This is a genomic window from Nocardioides sp. CCNWLW239 (assembly GCF_037137035.1).
GTDB lineage: Bacteria > Actinomycetota > Actinomycetes > Propionibacteriales > Nocardioidaceae > Nocardioides.
In genome coordinates, this window is record NZ_JBBBNW010000001.1 from 1,166,071 (window position 1) to 1,185,275 (window position 19,205).

Annotated in this window: 16 protein-coding genes; 10 read left to right on the forward strand and 6 right to left on the reverse strand. The window is 68.8% G+C overall.

Annotated elements, in window-relative coordinates; all coding sequences use genetic code 11:
- The first annotated feature begins 2 nt into the window (after positions 1–2).
- Positions 3–815, forward strand: coding sequence for a membrane protein insertase YidC (gene yidC, locus WBG06_RS05595; RefSeq protein WP_336735543.1), 813 nt, complete (start codon positions 3–5; stop codon positions 813–815).
- A gap of 68 nt (positions 816–883) precedes the next feature.
- On the opposite strand, the gene WBG06_RS05600 is transcribed toward yidC, so the two are convergent.
- Genes WBG06_RS05600 through WBG06_RS05610 form a run of 3 tightly spaced genes read right to left on the reverse strand, consistent with a single transcriptional unit; the run spans position 884 to position 4,032 of the window.
- Positions 884–2,032, reverse strand: a complete 1,149-nt coding sequence (locus WBG06_RS05600) for an acetyl-CoA C-acetyltransferase (protein WP_336735544.1) — start codon at positions 2,030–2,032, stop codon at positions 884–886.
- Positions 2,033–2,047: 15 nt separating this feature from the next.
- Positions 2,048–2,857, reverse strand: coding sequence for an SDR family oxidoreductase (locus WBG06_RS05605; protein ID WP_336735545.1), 810 nt, complete (start codon positions 2,855–2,857; stop codon positions 2,048–2,050).
- Positions 2,854–4,032 carry an acyl-CoA dehydrogenase family protein gene (locus WBG06_RS05610; RefSeq protein ID WP_336735546.1) on the reverse strand — a complete coding sequence of 393 codons (1,179 nt, stop codon included), beginning with the start codon at positions 4,030–4,032 and terminating at the stop codon, positions 2,854–2,856. The genes WBG06_RS05605 and WBG06_RS05610 overlap by 4 nt, the downstream gene beginning before the upstream one ends.
- A gap of 47 nt (positions 4,033–4,079) precedes the next feature.
- On the opposite strand from WBG06_RS05610, the gene WBG06_RS05615 reads away from it, so the two are divergent.
- The 3 genes from WBG06_RS05615 to WBG06_RS05625 all read left to right on the forward strand — a co-directional run bounded on the left by WBG06_RS05615 (position 4,080) and on the right by WBG06_RS05625 (position 6,978).
- Complete coding sequence (locus WBG06_RS05615; RefSeq protein ID WP_336735547.1) at positions 4,080–4,910, forward strand: enoyl-CoA hydratase; 831 nt, start codon at positions 4,080–4,082, stop codon at positions 4,908–4,910.
- Entirely contained in the window at positions 4,907–6,046 is a 1,140-nt protein-coding gene (locus WBG06_RS05620) for an acyl-CoA dehydrogenase family protein (RefSeq protein ID WP_336735548.1), read from the forward strand. Before WBG06_RS05615 ends, WBG06_RS05620 begins: the two co-directional genes overlap by 4 nt.
- Positions 6,047–6,171: 125 nt before the next feature.
- Positions 6,172–6,978, forward strand: a complete 807-nt coding sequence (locus tag WBG06_RS05625) for a hypothetical protein (protein ID WP_336735549.1) — start codon at positions 6,172–6,174, stop codon at positions 6,976–6,978.
- Between the two features lie 1,417 nt (positions 6,979–8,395).
- Here the strand turns inward: WBG06_RS05625 and WBG06_RS05630 are convergent.
- Entirely contained in the window at positions 8,396–8,536 is a 141-nt protein-coding gene (locus tag WBG06_RS05630) for a hypothetical protein (RefSeq protein WP_336735550.1), read from the reverse strand.
- 312 nt (positions 8,537–8,848) lie between these two features.
- Here WBG06_RS05630 and WBG06_RS05635 point away from each other — a divergent pair, with 312 nt between their 5' ends.
- Genes WBG06_RS05635 through WBG06_RS05650 form a run of 4 tightly spaced genes read left to right on the forward strand, consistent with a single transcriptional unit; the run spans position 8,849 to position 12,324 of the window.
- Complete coding sequence (locus tag WBG06_RS05635; RefSeq protein ID WP_336735551.1) at positions 8,849–9,823, forward strand: acyl-CoA dehydrogenase family protein; 975 nt, start codon at positions 8,849–8,851, stop codon at positions 9,821–9,823.
- On the forward strand, positions 9,820–10,776 hold the full coding sequence (locus tag WBG06_RS05640; protein WP_336735552.1) for an acyl-CoA dehydrogenase family protein: 957 nt from the start codon (positions 9,820–9,822) through the stop codon (positions 10,774–10,776). The genes WBG06_RS05635 and WBG06_RS05640 overlap by 4 nt, the downstream gene beginning before the upstream one ends.
- Positions 10,766–11,578 (forward strand): CoA transferase subunit A, encoded by an 813-nt coding sequence (locus WBG06_RS05645; RefSeq protein ID WP_336735553.1) that lies wholly within the window; start codon positions 10,766–10,768, stop codon positions 11,576–11,578. Before WBG06_RS05640 ends, WBG06_RS05645 begins: the two co-directional genes overlap by 11 nt.
- Positions 11,575–12,324 carry a CoA-transferase subunit beta gene (locus tag WBG06_RS05650; protein ID WP_336735554.1) on the forward strand — a complete coding sequence of 250 codons (750 nt, stop codon included), beginning with the start codon at positions 11,575–11,577 and terminating at the stop codon, positions 12,322–12,324. Before WBG06_RS05645 ends, WBG06_RS05650 begins: the two co-directional genes overlap by 4 nt.
- A gap of 110 nt (positions 12,325–12,434) precedes the next feature.
- On the opposite strand, the gene WBG06_RS05655 is transcribed toward WBG06_RS05650, so the two are convergent.
- The gene (locus WBG06_RS05655; RefSeq protein WP_336735555.1) at positions 12,435–13,052 is read right to left on the reverse strand and encodes a TetR/AcrR family transcriptional regulator; all 618 of its coding nucleotides are present in this window, start codon (positions 13,050–13,052) and stop codon (positions 12,435–12,437) included.
- A 47-nt stretch (positions 13,053–13,099) separates the two neighbouring features.
- On the opposite strand from WBG06_RS05655, the gene WBG06_RS05660 reads away from it, so the two are divergent.
- Both WBG06_RS05660 and WBG06_RS05665 read left to right on the forward strand, forming a co-directional pair.
- On the forward strand, positions 13,100–14,635 hold the full coding sequence (locus tag WBG06_RS05660; protein WP_336735556.1) for an AMP-binding protein: 1,536 nt from the start codon (positions 13,100–13,102) through the stop codon (positions 14,633–14,635).
- 79 nt (positions 14,636–14,714) lie between these two features.
- Positions 14,715–17,540: an FG-GAP-like repeat-containing protein gene (locus WBG06_RS05665; protein ID WP_336735557.1), complete on the forward strand. Its 2,826-nt coding sequence runs from the start codon at positions 14,715–14,717 to the stop codon at positions 17,538–17,540.
- A gap of 50 nt (positions 17,541–17,590) precedes the next feature.
- On the opposite strand, the gene WBG06_RS05670 is transcribed toward WBG06_RS05665, so the two are convergent.
- A complete protein-coding gene (locus tag WBG06_RS05670) occupies positions 17,591–19,183 on the reverse strand; it encodes a cation:proton antiporter family protein (RefSeq protein WP_336735558.1) in 1,593 nt (530 codons plus the stop codon).
- Positions 19,184–19,205 lie beyond the last annotated feature (22 nt).

Genomic DNA, 19,205 nt, shown 5'->3' on the forward strand with positions numbered 1-19,205 from the left:
CCATGTCCGTCCTCGCCCCGCTGTCGCACGCCCTCGCCGCCGTACTCGCCGCCGCCCACCACGTCCTCTCCTTCGCCGGCGACAACGCCAGCTGGCTGCTGGCCATCGCCGCCGTCGTAGTGCTGGTCCGGCTCGCCCTCCTGCCGCTCACGGTGCGCAGTGTCCGCTTCGCCCACGCCTCTGCCCGCGCCCGACCGCAGATCCAAGCGCTGACGAAGAAGTATCAGAAGCAGACGGCGAAGGGCAGCCCGAGCCAGGCCGACATGATGGCGATGATGGAGGAGCGGCGCCGGATCAACGAGGAGCACGGCGTGCCCCGTTTCGCCATGCTCGCCGCCTTCGCCCAGATACCGATCTTCCTGGCGCTCTACCACCTGCTCTCCGACGTCAGCCGGAACACCTCGGTCGGCGCGATGAACGACTCACTGGTCGACTCCCTCGGCGCCGCGACCTTCCTCGGCACACCGCTGACCGGCCACGGCTACCTCACCGGCGACACCGCCCATCTGGTGATCACCCTCGGCCTCGCCGCGACGGCAGCGCTGGTCAGCTACCTCAGCCAGCGGCTGTGGGTGCTCCCCAACATGGTGCGCGCGGACATGCCCGAGTCGATGATCCGGATGCAGGAGCTCATGCCGGTCATCTCGGCCGGCGGCATGCTCCTCGCCGGCAGCACCGTCCCGCTCGCCCTGCTCGTCTACTGGGTCATCAGCGGCCTGTGGACCGCCTGCCAGACCGCGGTCATCCACCACTGGTTCCCCACCCCCGGCTCCCCTGCCGCCGAGCGCCGCACGCTCAGGCTGCAGCCGGCCTGACCCGGTCGCCCGAGAGTTGTGAAGCTGAGCGTGGCCCATAGGCCGCGCTCAGCTTCACAACGCCACCCTCAGAGCCGCTCGATGATGGTGACGTTGGCCTGCCCGCCGCCCTCGCACATGGTCTGCAGGCCGTAACGGCCGCCGGTGCGCTCGAGCTCGTTGAGAAGCGTCGTCATCAGCCGGGTGCCGGTGGCACCGATGGGGTGACCGAGGGCGATGCCACCGCCGTTCACGTTCACCTTCGAGTGCGGGACGTCGAGCTCCTTCATCCACGCCAGGACAACGCTCGCGAAGGCCTCGTTGCACTCGAACAGGTCGATGTCATCCACCGTCAGGCCGGTCTTGGCCAGGGCGTGACGGGTGGCCTCGATCGGTCCGGTGAGCATCCAGACCGGGTCGTCGCCGCGGACCGAGAGGTGATGGATCCGGGCGCGCGGGGTGAGACCGAAGGTGCGTACGGCCGCCGCCGAGGCCACCAGCAGCGCCGAGGACGCGTCGCAGATCTGCGAGGCGACGGCTGCGGTGATCCGCCCGCCGGGGGCGAGCGGCTCCAGCGTCGCCATCTTCTCCAGGGAGGTCTCCCGCGGACACTGGTCCGTGTCGAAATCCCCGACCGGCACGATCTCGTTGTCGAACCGCCCCTCGGCGATCGCGGTCTTGGCCCGCTGGTGGGAGGCCAGCGCATAGGCCTCCATGTCCTCGCGCGTGATGTCCCACTTCTCGGCGATCATCTCGGCGGAGCGGAACTGGGAGACCTCCTGGTCGCCGTAGCGCTTCACCCAGCCGGGCGACTCGGCGAACGGGGTGGTGTAGCCGTACTGCGCGCCCACCAGCATCGCCGCCGAGATCGGGATCGCGGACATGTTCTGCAGCCCACCCGCGACCACCAGGTCCTGCGTCCCCGACATGACTCCCTGCGCGGCGAAGTGCACCGCCTGCTGCGAGGAGCCGCACTGCCGGTCGATGGTCACCCCCGGTACGTGGTCGGGCAGCCCGGCCACCAGCCACGCGGTCCGCGCGACGTCGCCGGCCTGCCCGCCGATCGTGTCGCAGCAGCCCATGATCACGTCGTCGACTGCCGCGGGGTCGATCCCGGTTCGGTCGACGAGGGCCGCCAGCGAGTGGGCGCCGAGGTCGGCGGGGTGGATCCCCGCCAGCGCTCCGCCTCGCTTCCCCACGGGCGTACGGACGGCGTCGACGATGAAAGCCTCAGGCATGGGTGATCCTCTCGATCAGGCGTGCTGGCTGGAGACGGAGACGACCTCGCCGGTCATGTAGGACGAGTAGTCGCTGGCCAGGAAGACCATGACGTTGGCGACCTCCCAGGGCTCGGCCGCGCGGCCGAACGCCTCGCGGCCCTTGAGCTCGACGAGCAGCTCGGGCGAGGTGACCTTCTCCAGGAACGGGTGCATCGCCAGCGAAGGCGAGACCGCGTTGACCCGGATCCCGTGGGGCGCGAGGTCGGCGGCGGCCGACCGGGTCAGGGCCATCACCCCGGCCTTGGCCGCGGCGTAGTGAGCCTGCCCCTCCTGCGCCCGCCAGCCGATCACGGAGGCGTTGTTGACGATCACGCCGCGCTTGCCGGAGGCCACGAACCGCTGCCCGACCGCCCGGATGCACCGGAACGTCCCGGTCAAGGTGATGTCGAGAACCTTCGACCACTGCTCGTCGGTCATCTCCAGCACCGACGCGGTCCCGCCGAGGCCGGCGTTGTTGATCATCACGTCGACGCCACCGAAGGGGTCGGCCGCGTCGAGCAGCGCCTGGACCTGGTCCTCCTGCGTGACGTCGCAGGTCACAGCGGTGATCCGGTCGTCACCGAACTCCTCCGCGAGCGCGTCGCGCGACTCCTTGAGCCGGCGCTCGTGGGTGTCGGACATGACGACCGCCTTCGCACCCTCCTCGAGCACCTTCCGCACGACGGCCGCCCCGATGCCCGCACCGGCGGCTGCGGTCACGACGACGACACGGCCCTCGAGCAGCGAGTGACCGGGGACGTACGCGGGGGTGGGCTGTTCAGCCTTGACGTGTGGGGAGTTCATGCACGGGCCTCTCGTGGCAGGCCGAGGACTCGCTCGGCGATGATGTTGCGTTGGATCTCGTCCGAGCCGCCGTAGATGGTGTCGGCGCGGGAGAAGAGGAAGAGCGACTGCAGCCGGTCGAGCGCGTAGTCCGCGCCGGTGGTCAGCCCGGCGAGCCCGACGACATCCATCGCCAGCTCGCCGAGGTCGCGGTGCCACCGCGCCCAGAGCAGCTTGGAGACGCTCGCCTCGGGACCCGAAGAGCCGGAGTCGTAAGCAGACAGCGTTCGCAGCGCGTGCAGCCGGAGCACCTCCAGCCCGACATGGGCCTGACTGATGCGCGCGGCGATCCCGGGATCGTCGATGGTGCCGTTGGCACGAGCCGCCTCCTCGACCGCCTCGAGCTCGCGGGCGAACCCGACCTGCTGGCCGATGGTGGAGACGCCTCGCTCGAAGCCGAGGGTCGCCATCGCGACCTTCCAGCCGTCGCCGGGCTCCCCGACCACCAGGTCGGCCGCGGTCTCGGCACCGTCGAAGAAGACCTCGTTGAACTCGGAGGTGCCGGTCAGCTGCTGGATCGGACGTACGTCGACACCCGGCTGCGCCATCGGCACCAGCAGGTAGGACAGCCCGTGGTGGCGCTCGGAGCCGGGCGTCGTGCGGCACACCACGAAGCACCAGTCGGACAGGTGGGCGTTCGACGTCCACACCTTCTGACCGTCGATCACCCACTGGTCACCGTCGAGCCGGGCGCGGGTGCGGACCCCGGCCAGGTCGGAGCCGGCACCGGGCTCGGAGTAACCCTGGCACCACAGCTCCTCGACGGCGACGATCTTGGGCAGGAACCGCTCCTGCTGGGCCGGCGTGCCGTGCGCGATCAGAGTGGGGCCGAGGAGCTCCTCGCCGAGGTGGTTCACCCGGGTCGGGGCGTCCGCGCGGGCGTACTCCTCATGGAAGATCACCTGCTGGAACAACGGCAGGCCGCGCCCGCCGTGCTCCTCGGGCCAGCCCAGGCAGGTCCACCCGTGCGACGCCAGGTAGCGGTTCCACGCCAGCCGGCCCTCATACGACTCGTGGTCGCGCCCGTTCCCACCGGTGCCGCGCAGCGCGGCCCACTCGCCGGTCAGGTGGTCCGCCAGCCACTCGCGCACCTCAGCACGGAACGCCTCGTCCTCGGCGGAGTAGGTCAGGTCCATGCCGGACAACCTACCAAACCAAGCACTTGTTTGGTAGCGTCTGCGCCATGACCGAGGACGTCGTGACGTATGAGACCCACGGACCCGTCGCGGTGGTCCGCCTGAACCGCCCCGAATACCGCAACGCGCAGAACTCGAAGGTGACGTACGCGCTCGACGCCGCGTTCACCCGCGCCACCAACGACGACGACATCAAGGTGATCGTCCTCGGCGGCAACGGCAAGCACTTCTGCGCCGGCCACGACATCGGCACCCCGGGCCGTGACATCGACGAGAGCTTCGAGCGCAAGGCCGTGATGTGGTGGGACCACGTCGGCAAGGAGGGCGTCGACTCCCGGTTCGCGCGCGAGTCCGAGGTCTACCTCGGCATGTGCCGCCGCTGGCGCGAGCTGCCGAAGCCGACGATCGCAATGGTGCAGGGCGCCTGCATCGCCGGCGGCCTGATGCTGGCCTGGTCCTGCGACTTCATCGTCGCCTCCGACGACGCCTTCTTCTCCGACCCGGTGGTCAAGATGGGCATCCCCGGCGTCGAATACTTCGCCCACCCGTGGGTCACCAACCCCCGCGCCGCGAAGGAGATGCTCTTCACCGGCGGCCGGTTCTCTGCCTCACAGGCGGAGAGGTGGGGCATGGTCAACCACGTCGTACCCCGCGACGACCTCGAGACCGAGACCCTCGCGCTCGCCGGAAAGATCGCGGAGATGCCGCGCCTGGGCTTGGCCCTGGCCAAGAAGGCGGTCAACCAGGCCGAGGACCTGATGGGCATGCGCGCCGGGATGGACTCGGTCTTCGGCCTCCACCACGCCGCCCACGCCCACAACGCCGAGGTCGGCAAGGACTCGCTCGCGGGCATGGATGCGAAGGCGATGAAGCAGTGACTGTCGAACAGGGGACCCTGGAGTTCACCGAGGCCGAGGAGGCCTTCCGCCTCGAGGCGCGTGAGTGGCTCGCCGCCCACAACCCCGGTCGGTTGCCGTCGATGGACACTGCCGAGGGCGCCGCTGCGCACCGCGACTGGGAGCGCACCCTCGCGGCCGGCCGCTGGTCGGTGGTGACCTGGCCCGAGGCGTACGGCGGTCGTGATGCGTCGCTGACCGAGTGGGTCATCTTCGAGGAGGAGTACTACCTCGCCGGCGCCCCGACCCGCATCTCCCAGAACGGCATCTCGCTGCTCGCGCCGATCATCTTCGGCCACGGGACCGAGTCGCAGAAGGAGCGCTACCTGCGCGACATGACCGACGGCACGCTCGTCTGGGCGCAGGCATGGTCCGAGCCCGAGGCCGGCTCCGACCTGGCCTCGCTCCGGGCCACCGCCACCCGCGCCGACGGCGGCTGGCGGCTCAACGGCCAGAAGACCTGGAGCAGCCGCGCACCCTTCGCCGACCGCGGCTTCGGCCTCTTCCGGAGCGATCCGTCCGCGGAGCGACACCGAGGCCTGACGTACTTCCTCTTCCCGCTCGACGCCGACGGCGTCACCGTCCGCCCGATCGACCAGCTGGACGGTACGCCCGGATTCGCGGAGATCTTCTTCGACGACGTCTTCGTGCCCGACGACGACGTGCTCGGCGGGGTCGGCGACGGCTGGAAGGTCGCGATGTCGACCGCCGGCAATGAGCGTGGCCTGTCGCTGCGCTCGCCGGGCCGGTTCATGGCCGCCGCCGACCGGCTGCTCGACCTGTGGAAGGCCGACCCGCAGCCGCACCTCCGTGACCAGGTCGTCGACGCCTGGATCGGCGCCGAGGCTTACCGCCTCTACACCTGGGGCACCGTCACCCACGTCGAGGCCGGTGGCTCCGTCGGCGCCGAGGGCTCGATCAACAAGCTGTGGTGGTCCGACCTCGACCTCTCGCTCCACGAGACCGCGCTCTCGCTGCTCGGCGCGGACGCCGAGCTCGCCGGTCCGTGGGTCGACGACTACCTCTTCTCCCTGTCCGGCCCGATCTACGCCGGCACCAACCAGATCCAGCGCAACATCGTCGCCGAGCGGATTCTGGGCCTCCCCCGGCTGGGCTAGCGAACTGTTGCTCGGCCGAGGGGCGTACGTGAAGAAATCGCCCCCGCACACCGGTCGGGGTATGACACCATCCGTGCGGCGCCCGGACCCACCGGGCACAGCACACCCTCCGGAGCAACACCTTCATGAGAATCACCCCCACGCGCCTTCTGGGTGTGCTTGCGGGCTTGGTGCTGGTGGCCGGCACGGCCGGTGCCACACCCGCGGCAACCTGGCAGATAGGCACCCACCAACCAACCGCGAAGTCGCTCGACACGACAGTCACGGTGTCGGCCAGGATTCCGTCGACCGTCACCCTCAGCAACGCGACATCGACGTCCGTCCCGGTCGACCTGACATGGTCGACGACGGCCGATCGGCTCGAGTTCACCCACAGCATGGTGGAACTACGGATTGACCAGACCGATGGCAACGGGCCGGGGGCCACATCCGCACAGGTCTCCGCACCGACTGGAGCCGGTACGACGCGGATCAACGTACCAATGATGCCCAACCGCGGCCCGGCCCCGACGCTCACCGGGAAGTACGAGGTGTTCCTGGAAGTCGCCCGTGTGAGGGCGCGCTTCGACGACGGCTCGGCTGCATACGATGACTTCACCTTCGGCAACGTCAAACTCGGGTCCTTCAGCGTGAAGACCAAGACCCAGGTCAAACTCTCGAGTGCCAGCAGGACGAAGTCCATCTGGTTCTACGGGACTCTCGAGGCCCCAGGGGCGTACGGCAGCATCCAGGCGGTTCCCGGCGAGGTCCTTCGGATCTACTTCGACCCCGCAGGCACCAGGACCAAGTCGTTGCAGCGCAGCATCTATGTGTCGGCAAACGGAACCTTCGATGTCATTCTTCCCAAGAAGGGCAAGGGGACTTGGTCGTTCGCTTTCGCCGGATCCACGAACTGGGCGGCGTCCTCCGCAAGCAAGGCGGTGGCGAGTTGAGAACGCCCCGCATCCTCAGTGGTCTCGTCGTACTCGCACTCGCCGCGGGGGTGGGTCTCGTCTCGATGTCCCAAGACCATGCCAAAGCAGCCCCCGTCGTCAACGAGGTCACCCGGGAGTTCACCGATGGCGACGCCGTCGTGACCGCGAGGATCCGCGTCCAGGACGCGACCGCCAACGCTCGTGGTTGGTGGAACGCCACGGAAGAGAACGTCGTAGTCGACGTGCAATACGAGCACAACGGCTCCGCCATCCGGTTTGTGAACGAGGCAGGCAAGTGGCCGACCATCTCCATCGCCCGTGCGGACGGGGCGTCGACGCTCGCGAACTGGAGCCTTGTCCCTGTCAACGGCAGCCGCACACGTGCCCGTGGCGTGCTCTACAACACCGATGGCCGGTTCTCCCTCTCCTTGAACCAGCACGTCGTCATCACCAAGGACGGGCAGGAGCACGAGATCCTTCTCGACGCACCTCAGGCGGTAGAGTTCGGCCTCAAACGTGACGTACGCATGGAGATGAACGTCGCTCCGCGGATCGTTCCCGCCGGAAAGACCGTGAAGCTCTTCGGCTCGCTCACGGCCACCGATGATGGAACCAGCTACGCGCCCGCGGCTGGCCGAACGGTTGACATCTACCTGGACCCCACCGGCTCCGAGGCGAAGCGCAAGATCGCGACCGTGACCTCCTCATCCACGGGCGCTTTCTCCACGAGCTTCACGGCGACGTCAAGTGGTGTCATCAGCGCCGTGTACGCCGGTTCCTCGACCGAGATCGCGGCCACGTTGACCGAGGACATCCGAGTGCACACGGGCACGGGCTATCGGGAGAAGACGGTCGCGATCAAGGTCGGAGACGGCAGCGTCAAAGCCCGTGTCTTCACGCCGAGCAGCGTCACCGTAGACACCAAACCGGTAGCCCTACCCATCGATGTCGAGTACATCGGCGGCTGGAACTGGGAGCAACTGTCCGGCATCGTCAGAATGACCTTCTCACCGGACAAGGTGGGCTTCGGCGACATGTCCGGGCCGAACAGCATCCACACCCTCGACAAGTACACCGCCCGCGGAACGATCTGGATCGACGGCACGGCTCCGCCGGGGACCTATGCGATCAATCTCAACGGCACCACGGTCGGCTCCATCGCCGTGAAGAAGGTGACGGCGACCAGCATTCGAGCGACTCCCCCGACTTCGACCACGAGCGTCCGCCACCAGATCGGCGGCACGGTCAAAGCGGTCAATCTCGCGTCGGCCACCTGGGCGCCCGCTTGGCGACCGGTCGCCGGCCTTGGGGTGAAGCTCTACTTCGATCCGGCCGGAACGACAGGACCGCAGTACCGAGCGACCGTGAAGACGAACACGTCGGGGGCCTACTCCTACTCTGCCGCCGTCACCTCGCCCGGCCGTTGGATCGCCCGCTATCCCGGATCGGCCTCGTACGCCCCGTCGGAGGCGCTGGTAAGCACCAAGCAGGCGACCTCGGCGAGGATCAGTGCGTCCACGAAGACGCCCGTACGCGGCGCACGGGTCACGTTCACCGGCGACCTGAAGGCCGTCATGAAGACTTCGGCGGGCTCGCGCTGGCGCCCTCTTTCACGGGCAACGGTGAAGATCTACTTCGACCCCGCGGGCACCGCCGGCCCCGTACTGAAGCGCACCCTCACGACCACCTCGACCGGGACGTACCGCACGTCCATCCAGGTGCGGGCCAAGGGGTATTGGATCGTCAAGTACGCCGGGACGACCAGATACGCCCCAGCTTCACGCCGCGTCCTCGTCGATCCTCGCTCCGATGCATTTCGGACGCTTTCTCGACGACCAAGCATTTGCTTGGTACCCTCGCTGTGCAGCAATCACACCAGGAGGACCACATGCGTTTCGGACGTACGCCGGAACAGACGGCGTTCGCGGATGCCCTCGACGATCTGCTGGGCGCCGCCGACACCCCGAGCGCAGCACGTTCGTGGGCTGACGGAGACCCTGCGCCAGGGTTGTCGTTGTGGCAGCGCCTTGCGGACCTGGGGGTCACGGGATTGCTGGTGTCCGAGGAGCATGACGGATCAGGCGCGTCCCCCGTCGACCTCGCTGTCGCGTTCGAGCGCCTTGGGTATCACGGGGTTCCGGGCCCCTGGATCGAGTCGGTCGCCGCCCTTCCAGGGCTGCTGGCCCAAGCCGACGAGACCAAGGTGCTCGCCGGCATCGCCTCGGGCGCGAACGTCGCCACGCTCGCCGTCGCGCGGATGGCGCCTCGAGCGCTCGATGCGGACGTCGCCGACCATGCGTTCACGCTCACGACCGCCTCTGCGCTGTACCGCGCCGAGCCTGCTGATCGCCATGAATCGGTCGATGCGACACGACACCTCTTCGACCTCACCCCCACGGAGCAGATCGCCACCGTCGATGCGGGTCAGTCCCTGGATCTCGGGACCCTGGCCTGCAGCGCCCAGCTCCTCGGCGCCGGCAACAGGCTGCTCGACGAGACCGTCGCGTACGCCCAGCAGCGCCGTCAGTTCGGCAAGCCGATCGGAGCCCAGCAGGCGGTGAAGCACCTGCTGACCGACGTACGCGTGGCCCTGGACTTCGCGGCCCCGCTGGTGCACAACGCGAGCCTGACCCTCGCCCCGCGAGACGTCTCGGCGGCCAAGGTGGCCGCGGGGGACGCGGCGTACCTTGCCTCGCGGACGGCGCTGCAGGTGCACGGGGCGATCGGGTACACCCGCGAGTTCGACCTGAGCCTGTGGATCCTGAAGGTGCGTGCGCTGGTCGGCGCTTGGGGCACACCGGCCGAGCATCGCGCACGGATCCTCTCGCTGCTCGTGGAGGACGGGCTGGTGGAGGCCCGATGAGGTTCGCGCTCACCGAGGAGCAGACCGATCTGGTCGCGACCGTCCACACGCTGATCGCCAAGCGGGCCACGTCGATGGACCTGCGGGCTGCGATGGCCACCCCCGAGGGTTACGACACCGCCCTGTGGCGGACGCTGACCGAGCAGATCGGGGTGACGGCGCTGGCGGTCCCGGAGGAGTACGGCGGCGTCGGCTGCTCCTACATCGAGGCGCATCTCGTCCTCGAGGAGCTCGGAGCCACCCTCACGCCGTCGCCGTTCGTCGGCACGCTGCTCGCGACCCAGGTCCTGGCCGCAACCGACACCGCGGCAGCCGGTGAGCTGCTGGAGCGGATCGCCGGCGGTGCTGCGGCCGCGGTGGTGACACCCGGCTCCGATCTCGTCGTCGACGCCGCCGGCGCGGAGATCCTTCTCGTCCTGCACGACGATCAGGTCCACGCAGTGGATCCGGCGGCCGCCACCGTCACCCCGACTCCTGCCCTGGACCCGACCTGGAGATTCGCGGCGGTCACGACCGACTCCGGTGAGGTGGTGGGCACCGTCGACCCGGCGTACGTCACCACGGTCGGCGCGACCATGATGACCGCGCTCCAGGCCGGCGCCGCGCGGGAGGCGCTGGATCGCACGGTCGCCTATCTCAAGGAGCGTCACCAATTCGGCCGCCCGCTCGGCTCGTTCCAGGCGCTCAAGCACCGCTGCGCCGACCTGCTGGTGCAGGTCGAGACCGCCCGCACGATGAGCTGGGCGGCGGCCTGGGAGCTGACGCAGCCGACTCCCGACGTACGTCTCATCCAGGCCGCCAAGTCCTGGTGCTCCGACGCGTTCTCGCAGGTCGCGGCCGAGATGATCCAGCTCCACGGTGGTGTGGCGATCACCTGGGAGCACGACGCCCACCTCTACTTCAAGCGCGCCCACGCCACCGCCCAGCTCTGGAAGGACGTTCATGCTCGATAAGACCCTCCCCCTCTCCGATGTCGCCGGCAAGCTCGAGTCCGGGATGACCATCGGCATCGGTGGCTGGGGCTCGCGCCGCAAGCCGATGGCGCTGGTCAAGGAGATCCTCCGCAGCGACGTCACCGATCTGACCGTGGTCGCGTTCGGTGGCCCCGACGTGGGTCTGCTGGCGCGAGCCGGCAAGATCCGCAAGCTGGTCTACGGCTTCGTCAGCCTCGACTCCATCCCGCTCGACCCGAACTTCACCCGCGCCCGCGAGCGGGGCGAGATCCCGGAGACGAGCGAATACGACGAGGGCATGTTCGTCGCCGGCCTCCGAGCCGGGGCGAACCGACTCTCGTTCCAGCCCATCCGGGCCGGTCTCGGCAGCGACGTGATGGCGATGAACCCGGACCTCAAGACGGTGAGGTCGCCCTACGACGAGGAAGAGTACGTCGCCGTCCCGGGCCTTCGCCTCGACGTCTCGCTCATCCACCTCAACCGCGCCGACGCGGCCGGCAACGGGCAGTACCTCGGCCCCGACCCCTACTTCGACGACCTCTTCGCGATGGCCGCCGACTCCACGATCATGTCGGTCGAGCAGATCGTCTCCACCGACGATCTCACCGCCAAGGCGCCACCGCAGACCCTCTTGGTCCCGCGGATCTTCGTCGACCACGTCGTCGAGGCCCCCGGCGGCGCCCACTTCACCAGCTGCGACCCCGACTACGGCCGGGACGAGGAGTTCCAGAAGGCGTACGTGGCGGCGGCCAAGTCTGATTCCGATGAGCAGTGGACCGAGTTCGAGGAGCGCTACCTGTGACCACCCAGACCATCACTCGGGCCGACATCTGCGTCGCCGCCGTCTCCGATGCCTTCAAGGGCTCCGGCGAGGTGCTCGCCCACGCCGTCGGCATCGTCCCGGCCATCGGCGTACGTCTGGCGAAGGCCACCCACACCCCCGAGCTCGCGCTCTCGGACGGTGAGGCGTTCATGATGGCCGAGGCCCCGCCGCTGCTGAAGACCGCGGCGGCCGGCGGCACCCCGGAGGCGTGGGTGCCGTTCCGGAGCATCTTCGACATCGTCGCCAGCGGCCGCCGGCACTCGATGATGGGTGCCAGCCAGATCGACCGCCACGGCAACCAGAACATCTCCTCGATCGGTGACTGGCGCCAGCCGAAGCGGCAGCTGATCGGCGTACGTGGCGCTCCGGGCAACACCGTCAACCACCGTGTCGACTACTGGGTCGCCAAGCACTCCGCCCGGATCTTCGTCGAGAGCGTCGACGTCGCCAGCGGCGTCGGCAACGACCGCGCGGTCGGCACCGCCGGCCGCTTCCACGACCTCGGCGTGATCGTCACCAACCTCGCCGTCTTCGGTTACGACGACTCGGGCGTCATCAAGGTCGTCTCGATCCACCCCGGCGTCACCCCCGAGGAGCTCCAGGAGGCCACCGGCTTCCCGATCGACGCCACCGACGCGCCACTCACCCGCGAACCCACTCCGGACGAGCTGAAGATCATCGAGGCAGAAGACCCCAAGGGCCTCCGCTTCAAAGAAGTCCCCTGAAGCCCGCCGAGTCGGCTCGTCTTGACCGAAATCCGTTCCGAGTCGGCCCGTCTTGACGGGCCGAATCGGCGGGTCTTGTGGTCAAGACGAGCCGACTCGACCAGCGTGGGTCAGGCGAGGATGCCGGCGTGGAGCAGCTTCAGATACTGCTCCGAGAGCGTCTCGGGGGTGTGCCGCCCGCCGGGGCGATACCAGGCGACGGTGGACCAGACGCCGTCACGGATGAACCGGTAGGTCAGCGCGGGATCGAGCGAGGCCTGGAAGACGCCGGCGGCCTGACCGGCCTCGATGACCCGGATCCAGAGCGCCTCGTTGTCGCGGGAGCGCTCGGCGACGAACTCGAAGCCCTCGACGGTCGCCAGGAACGAAGCCTCGTTCTGGTAGAGCGCGACGGCGAGCCGCTCCCGATGGATGGTCCGGAACGACTCCGCGATCAGCCCGTCCAGGTCGGCCTTCGGGTCGACACCGGACTCGACGATCTCGGTGAACCGCGCGTTGAGCCCGTCGAGGAACCCGGACAGCAGCTCGGTCAGCATCGCTTCCTTGGAACGGAAGTGGTGGTAGAGCGAGCCGGACAGGATCCCGGCGGAATCGGCGATGTCACGTACGGTCGTCTGGGCGAAGCCCTTGGTCGCGAACATCTCGGCCGCGAGCGTGAGCAGCTCGGCCCGCCGCGACGACCCCGATGCCGTCCCGCGCCTCCTCGGCGCAACCCCCGTGTCAGTCATGGACGAAGCCTACCAAACAAGCAGTTGCTCAACTACGCTGAAGAGTCATGACCCCGCGCACGACCCCCGCCCTGATCGAGAAGGCCAAGCAGACGCACGCCGAGCACCCGGCGATCGTCGACGGCCCCACGACGCTGACCTACGCCGAGCTCGCCGACGCAGTGGACAGGACCGCACGGGCCTTCCTCGCGAGCGGCGTACGCAGCGGCGACCGCGTCGCGATCTGGGCGCCCAACCGCTGGGAGTTCCCGGTCGCCGTCCTCGGCGCGCAGACGATCGGGGCGGCCGTGGTGCCGCTGAACACCCGCTACCGAGGGCATGAGGCTCGGGAGATCCTGGAGCGCTCCCGCGCGACGGCGCTGATCACGGTCAACGGCTTCCTCGGCACCGACTACGTCCAGATGCTCCGCGACGCAGGCCCGATCCCGGAGCACCTGCTCACCATCGTCGACCTCGCCGACGGCTGGGACGAGTTCCTGGCCAGCGGCGACGACACGACAGAAAAGCGTCTGGCGGACGCCAAAGCGACCGTCACCCCCGACACCGTCGCCGACCTGCTCTTCACCTCCGGCACCACCGGCAAGCCGAAGGGCGTGATGAGCGCCCAGCGCCAGACGATCGGCATCGCCGACGTCTGGGCGCGCGGTGCCGGCCTGACCCCGGCGGACCGCTACGCCATCGTCAACCCGTTCTTCCACGGATTCGGCTACAAGGCGGGCTTCCTCGCGTCCTTCACCGCGGGCAGCACGGTCTACCCGATCGCGACCTACGACCCCACGCAGGTGCTGAAGCTGATCCAGGACGAGCGGATCACCGTCCTCCCCGGCGCCCCCACCATCTTCACCACGCTCATCAACCACCCCGACCTGAAGACGTACGACCTCTCCTCGCTGCGCTTCTCCATCGCGGGTGCGGCGAGCGTGCCGGAGCGCCTCTTCGCCGACATGCGGGACATCCTCGGGATCGACGAGGTCAAGGGTGCCTACGGGCTCACCGAGTGCCTGGTCGCCACCACCACCCGCCCCGGCGAGGACCCCGCGCACGTCGCCAAGGTCGTCGGCCCGGCGGTCGAGGGGATCGAGATCCGCACCGTCACCGCCGCGGGCGACGACACGGAACCGGGCGAGGACGGCGAGGTCTGGGTCCGCGGCGACAACGTCATGCTCGGCTACTTCGAGAACCCCGAGGCCACCGCCGAGGCGATCGACGAGGACGGCTGGCTCCACACGGGCGACGTCGGCCACCTCGACGAGCACGGCTGCTTGAAGGTGACCGACCGGATCAAGGACATGTTCACCGTGGGCGGCTTCAACGTCTATCCCGCCGAGGTCGAGAACGCCCTCGCCGCCCACCCCGACATCGTCGAAGCCGCGGTCATCGGCGTCCCCGACGCCCGTCTCGGCCAGGTGGGCAAGGCGTTCGTCGTCGTGCGCGAGGATCTGAGCGCGGACTCGATCGCGACCTGGCTCAAGGAGCGACTGGCCAACTACAAGCAGCCTCGGACGTACGTCCTGGTCGACAGCCTGCCGCGCAACGCCAGCGGGAAGGTTCTGAAGACGGATCTGCGCGAAATCTCGAGATAACCCCGATATTGGGGAGACGCCATGCGGGGGAGGGTGTAGGTTGCCGGAGCCAATTTAACTTTCCCCCACGGAGGCATCGATGCCCCGACGCGCCAAGATCGCGTCCATCTCCGGCACCACCCTCGTTCTCGGCGTGGCCGCAGTGGCCATCCCCCTGACGCTGAACTCCGCCACTGCAGAGCCGACGACGACCGGCCCGCTGGCCGCCTTCGAGGCCGCGAACGCGAAGCCGTCGACGCTCCCAGCCGGTCCTGTCGAGTCTCACGTCGAGGAGGTCGCGCTGACGACCTCGACCGGCAAGGCGACCGCGCATGCGTCGAAGGTCGACAAGCCACGCACCGACGTCATCAAGAGCGAGCCCCAGGACGTCACCGGCTTCGGCGTCGTCGGCGTGACCTGGTCCGGCGAGATCGCCGACGGCGTACGCCCGGAGATCCGCACCCTGAAGGACGGCGCGTGGTCGTCGTGGAGCCCGATGGAGGTCGACGTCGACGACCATGCCCCGGACGCCGGTTCGGCAGAGGCGAAGGGTGTCCGGCCGGGCACCGACGAGTTCCTGGCCGGGCACGTCGACCAGGTGCAGACCCGGATCATCGTCCCTGACACCGCCGAGATCCCCGAGAACTTGGAGCTCGCGGTGGTCGAGCCCGGCAAGCCCGAGGACACGGTCTCCGAGCTTCCCGAGATCGAGACCGACAAGGACAAGCCCCGGGCGACCAACGTCCACAAGGGCAGCAAGGACTCCGACCTCAACCTGGTCGCGTCCACCTACACCGCGAGCCCGAAGATCTACAGCCGTGCGCAGTGGGGCGCCGACGAGTCGCTCCGCGAGCAGGTCGCCCCGGTCTATCGCAAGATCCACGGCGGCTTCGTCCACCACACCGCGGGCACCAACAACTACACCGCTGCCCAGGTCCCCGGGATCATCCGCAGCGTCTACCTCTACCACGTCAAGACGCGTGGCTACCGCGACATCGGCTACAACTTCCTGATCGACCGGTTCGGCCGTGTCTGGGAAGGCCGCCGCGGCGGCGTCGCGCTGCCGGTCGAGGGCGCCCACACCAGCGGCTACAACTACGACAGCTTCGGTGCCGCGGCGCTGGGCTGCTTCGACAGCGTCGCCACCGACTGCAAAGACACCGACGCGGCGCTGAAACAGCCCACCAGCGCGATGATCCAGGCGTACGGCTCCCTCTACGCCTGGAAGCTCAGCCTCCACGGCGTCGCTGCCAACGCCACCAACGTGACGCTGACCAAGTCCGACGGCACCAAGACGGTCTTCCCGCACGCGATCCAGGGCCATCGCGACGCGAAGACGACCCCCACCGCCTGCCCGGGCAACAACCTCGAGGCGAAGCTCCCCGACATCCGTAAGCTCGCCGCCAGCCTCCAGAAGAGCTGGAGCGGCCGTGACCTGGAGTCCAACATCACCGGCACGAGCCACTCCGACTTCGTGGCACGACGGGCCTCCGACGGCCGCATCTTCACGCTGCGTACGGGCGGGTTCGCCGGGTTCAACTCGACCAGGACGTCGACGACCTTCGGCAGCACGGTCCGCGCCATGGTCGTCACCCCGGACATCACCGGCGACGGCAAGGCCGACCTGATCCAGGTCCGTCGCAACGGGTCGGCGGGCATCCGCAAGGGGCGCGGCGACGGCACCTTCGCGCCGGTCTACAAGACCCTGCCCTACACCAAGTTCCGGGGCGTCTCCCTGATCACGGCCGTCGGCAACATCGGCGGCACCCGGCACAACGACCTGGTCGGCAAGTCGTCGACCGGCAAGCTCGTACGGTTCCTCGGCAACGGCCGCGGCGGTTTCGACCGGACGACGACCTCCCGTTCGCTGTCCGGCTTCGGGCTCCTCGCCGCGACCGGAGACGTGAACCGTGACGGCCGCCGCGACCTGATCGGCCGCAAGTCCGGGGCGCTCTACTACATCAAGGGCACCGGTCGAGGCACCTTCACCACCGCCGTACGCATCCCGACCCGCAGCCCGTCGTGGTCCTCGCTGCTCCAGATCACCGGCTACGGCGACTTCACCGGCGACGGTCGCGGCGACCTGATCGGCCGCGACAAGTCCGGCCGCGGGTGGGTCTACCCCGCCAGCGGCTCCGGCTTCGGCAAGCCGCTGGGCCCGTACGCCGGGGTGACCCGCGCGCTCGTCGGAGCAGCCAACGTCACCGGCAACCGCCTGCCCGACCTGATGATGAAGAGCAGCTCGACGCTCTACGTCAAGCCCAACAACGGCCGCCTGAACCTCGCCACGCCCGTCTCGTCGGGGCTGACGCTCACCTCCGCCAAGGCGTTGATGAACGCCGGCGACTGGAACCGGGACGGCAAGGGCGACTTCCTCGCCAAGATGTCGGACGGTTCCGTGCGGCTCTACCGCGGCTACGGCACCGGGAAGTTCGCGAGCCCCGTCACCATCGCGACCGGTCTCGGCACGGTCAGCGTCATCGACGCGGTCGGCGACGTCACCGGCGACGGCTATCCGGACCTGATGGGCCGCACCTCCGGCGGCACGATCAAGCTGTGGCCGGGCAAGGGCTCGGCCAAGGTCGGCACGTCGATCGTCATGAGGTCCTCGGCCTCGGGGAGCCGCCTGGTCGGTGTCGGGCGCTGGAACAGCGGCAACACCCCGGACGTACTCTTCGTCAACGGCACCAGCACCGTGGTCCACGAGAGCAACGGGCCCGGCGGCCTGGTCTCCACCCGGACCCTGTCGCTCAACCTGTCCGGCTACGACGCGGTGCTCGGCGTACGCGACCTGCGGGGCGGCTCCGGCGGCGACCTGATCGTGCGGTCGGGCAGCAACATCTACGCGCTGGAGCGCAACAGCACGGGCACCGGCGCGACCCGCACCTACCTGGGTGCGCTGTCGGGCTTCAACCTGCTGGGCTGACGAGGTTGTGAAGCTGAGAGTGGCCTATAGGTCACTCTCAGCTTCACAACTCACGCGGAGAGCTGGCGCTCCTGGTTGACCCGGAGCGCCTTCTCGGCGAGATCGGAGCCGGCCGAGGCGTACAGGTTCAAGACGGCGTGGGCGCCGCGCTTCTTGAGCTCGTCGCGTTCCTCGGGGCGCAGGGCGATCGCGGCGACGGTGCCCTGGAAGCCGATCTTGCGGAGCAGGTCCATGGCCAGCAGGTTGTCGCCGTGGAAGGGCATCGTGAGGACGACCAGCTCCATGCCGGCACCCTTCTTGACCCGCTCCCAGAAGTCCTGGTCGGTCGCGTCGGCCTCGACGACGGCGAAGCCCTCGGCCTTGAGCGAGTCTGCCCGCAGCGAGTCGTGCTCGATCGCCAGCACCTGGTAGCCCTGGGTCTCGCACAGCTCCTCGTAGGTCGTACGCCCCACTCGGCCCATGCCGACCACCAGCGCCTTGGCGCCGCCGAGGTTGATCGGCCGGTCGGCCTCCTGGAGCCGCTCGGGCCTCCGTTCAGGCAGCACCCGGTTGAGCAGGTTGGTGAACGTCGCGGCGTACGCGTTGAAGACCGCGGCCACCAGGAATGAGAGCGCGGTGGCCACGGCGAGCACGGTCTGCCACTCGGCCGACGCCAGCCCGGACGCCGAGGCGATGACGATCACGATCAGCCCGAACTCGGAGTAGTTGGTCAGCGTGAACGACGCCAGGGTCGCGGTGCGGTAGCGGAGCCCCATGAAGGCGAAGATGACGATGTAGGCCGCAGCCTGGAGCGGCAGCAGGATCTGCAGCACCGCGGCGAGGGCGAAGTCCTCGAGGTCGGGGACGCCGGTCAGCCCGATGCTCAGGAAGAACGCGATGAGCAGGAGCTCTTTGGTGCTGAACAGGAGCTTGGCGAGCGCGGGGGCCTTGGCGTGCGACCCGAGGAGCACGCCGACCACCAGCGCCCCGAGGTCGCCCTTGAGCCCCACGGTCTCGAAGAGCCAGTAGCCCGGCACGAGGGCGATCGCCAGGCCGAAGAGCGCGGTCAGCTCCGCCGAGGTGATCCGGTCCCAGATCCGGTGGGCGAGCCAGGCGCCCGGGAGGAGCAGCACCAGGGCGAACACCCACGGCGAGGGCCAGTGCCCCTTGGAGATCGTCAGGAAGGCGACCGCGACGATGTCCTGCATGACCAGGACGCCGATCGCGATCCGGCCGTAGAGCGTGTTGTTGTCGTGACGCTCGTCGAGGACCTTGATCGCGACGACGGTGCTCGAGAAGGAGAGCACGAACGCGATCAGCGCCATCTCGCCCAGGTCGGCGTCGGCGAGGAGCACGAACCCGAGCGGCGCGATCCCGACCAGCAGACCGACCCCGATGATCACGCTGAAGCCGAGGTGGGCGAAGGTGCTCAGCCACACGTCCGGCCTCAGCAGCGACTTCACATCGAGCTTGAGGCCGATGCCGAACAGGAGCAGCGTGACGCCGAGATCGGCCAGCGTGTGCAGTCCTTCGAGCTCGCCGACGCCTGCGGCGTGCAGCCCGAACCCGGCGGCCAGGAAGCCGACCAGGGGCGGGAGCTTGAGGAACATCGCGACCAGCCCCGCTCCGAGTGCGACGAGCAGGTAGAGCGCGGTCAGCGACATATGTGAACTTCCCCCAGGCTGA

Excerpts from the sequence above, each read along its gene's own strand:
- WBG06_RS05665 (WP_336735557.1), top strand. The coding sequence starts at position 14,715 with ATGCCCCGACGCGCCAAGATCGCGTCCATCTCCGGCACCACCCTCGTT.
- WBG06_RS05600 (WP_336735544.1), bottom strand. The coding sequence starts at position 2,032 with ATGCCTGAGGCTTTCATCGTCGACGCCGTCCGTACGCCCGTGGGGAAG.
- WBG06_RS05670 (WP_336735558.1), bottom strand. The coding sequence starts at position 19,183 with ATGTCGCTGACCGCGCTCTACCTGCTCGTCGCACTCGGAGCGGGGCTG.
- WBG06_RS05625 (WP_336735549.1), top strand. The coding sequence starts at position 6,172 with ATGAGAATCACCCCCACGCGCCTTCTGGGTGTGCTTGCGGGCTTGGTG.
- WBG06_RS05655 (WP_336735555.1), bottom strand. The coding sequence starts at position 13,052 with ATGACTGACACGGGGGTTGCGCCGAGGAGGCGCGGGACGGCATCGGGG.
- WBG06_RS05660 (WP_336735556.1), top strand. The coding sequence starts at position 13,100 with ATGACCCCGCGCACGACCCCCGCCCTGATCGAGAAGGCCAAGCAGACG.
- WBG06_RS05645 (WP_336735553.1), top strand. The coding sequence starts at position 10,766 with ATGCTCGATAAGACCCTCCCCCTCTCCGATGTCGCCGGCAAGCTCGAG.
- WBG06_RS05630 (WP_336735550.1), bottom strand. The coding sequence starts at position 8,536 with ATGACGGCCTTCAGGTCGCCGGTGAACGTGACCCGTGCGCCGCGTACG.
- WBG06_RS05640 (WP_336735552.1), top strand. The coding sequence starts at position 9,820 with ATGAGGTTCGCGCTCACCGAGGAGCAGACCGATCTGGTCGCGACCGTC.
- WBG06_RS05635 (WP_336735551.1), top strand. The coding sequence starts at position 8,849 with ATGCGTTTCGGACGTACGCCGGAACAGACGGCGTTCGCGGATGCCCTC.
- WBG06_RS05605 (WP_336735545.1), bottom strand. The coding sequence starts at position 2,857 with ATGAACTCCCCACACGTCAAGGCTGAACAGCCCACCCCCGCGTACGTC.
- WBG06_RS05610 (WP_336735546.1), bottom strand. The coding sequence starts at position 4,032 with ATGGACCTGACCTACTCCGCCGAGGACGAGGCGTTCCGTGCTGAGGTG.
- yidC (WP_336735543.1), top strand. The coding sequence starts at position 3 with ATGTCCGTCCTCGCCCCGCTGTCGCACGCCCTCGCCGCCGTACTCGCC.
- WBG06_RS05615 (WP_336735547.1), top strand. The coding sequence starts at position 4,080 with ATGACCGAGGACGTCGTGACGTATGAGACCCACGGACCCGTCGCGGTG.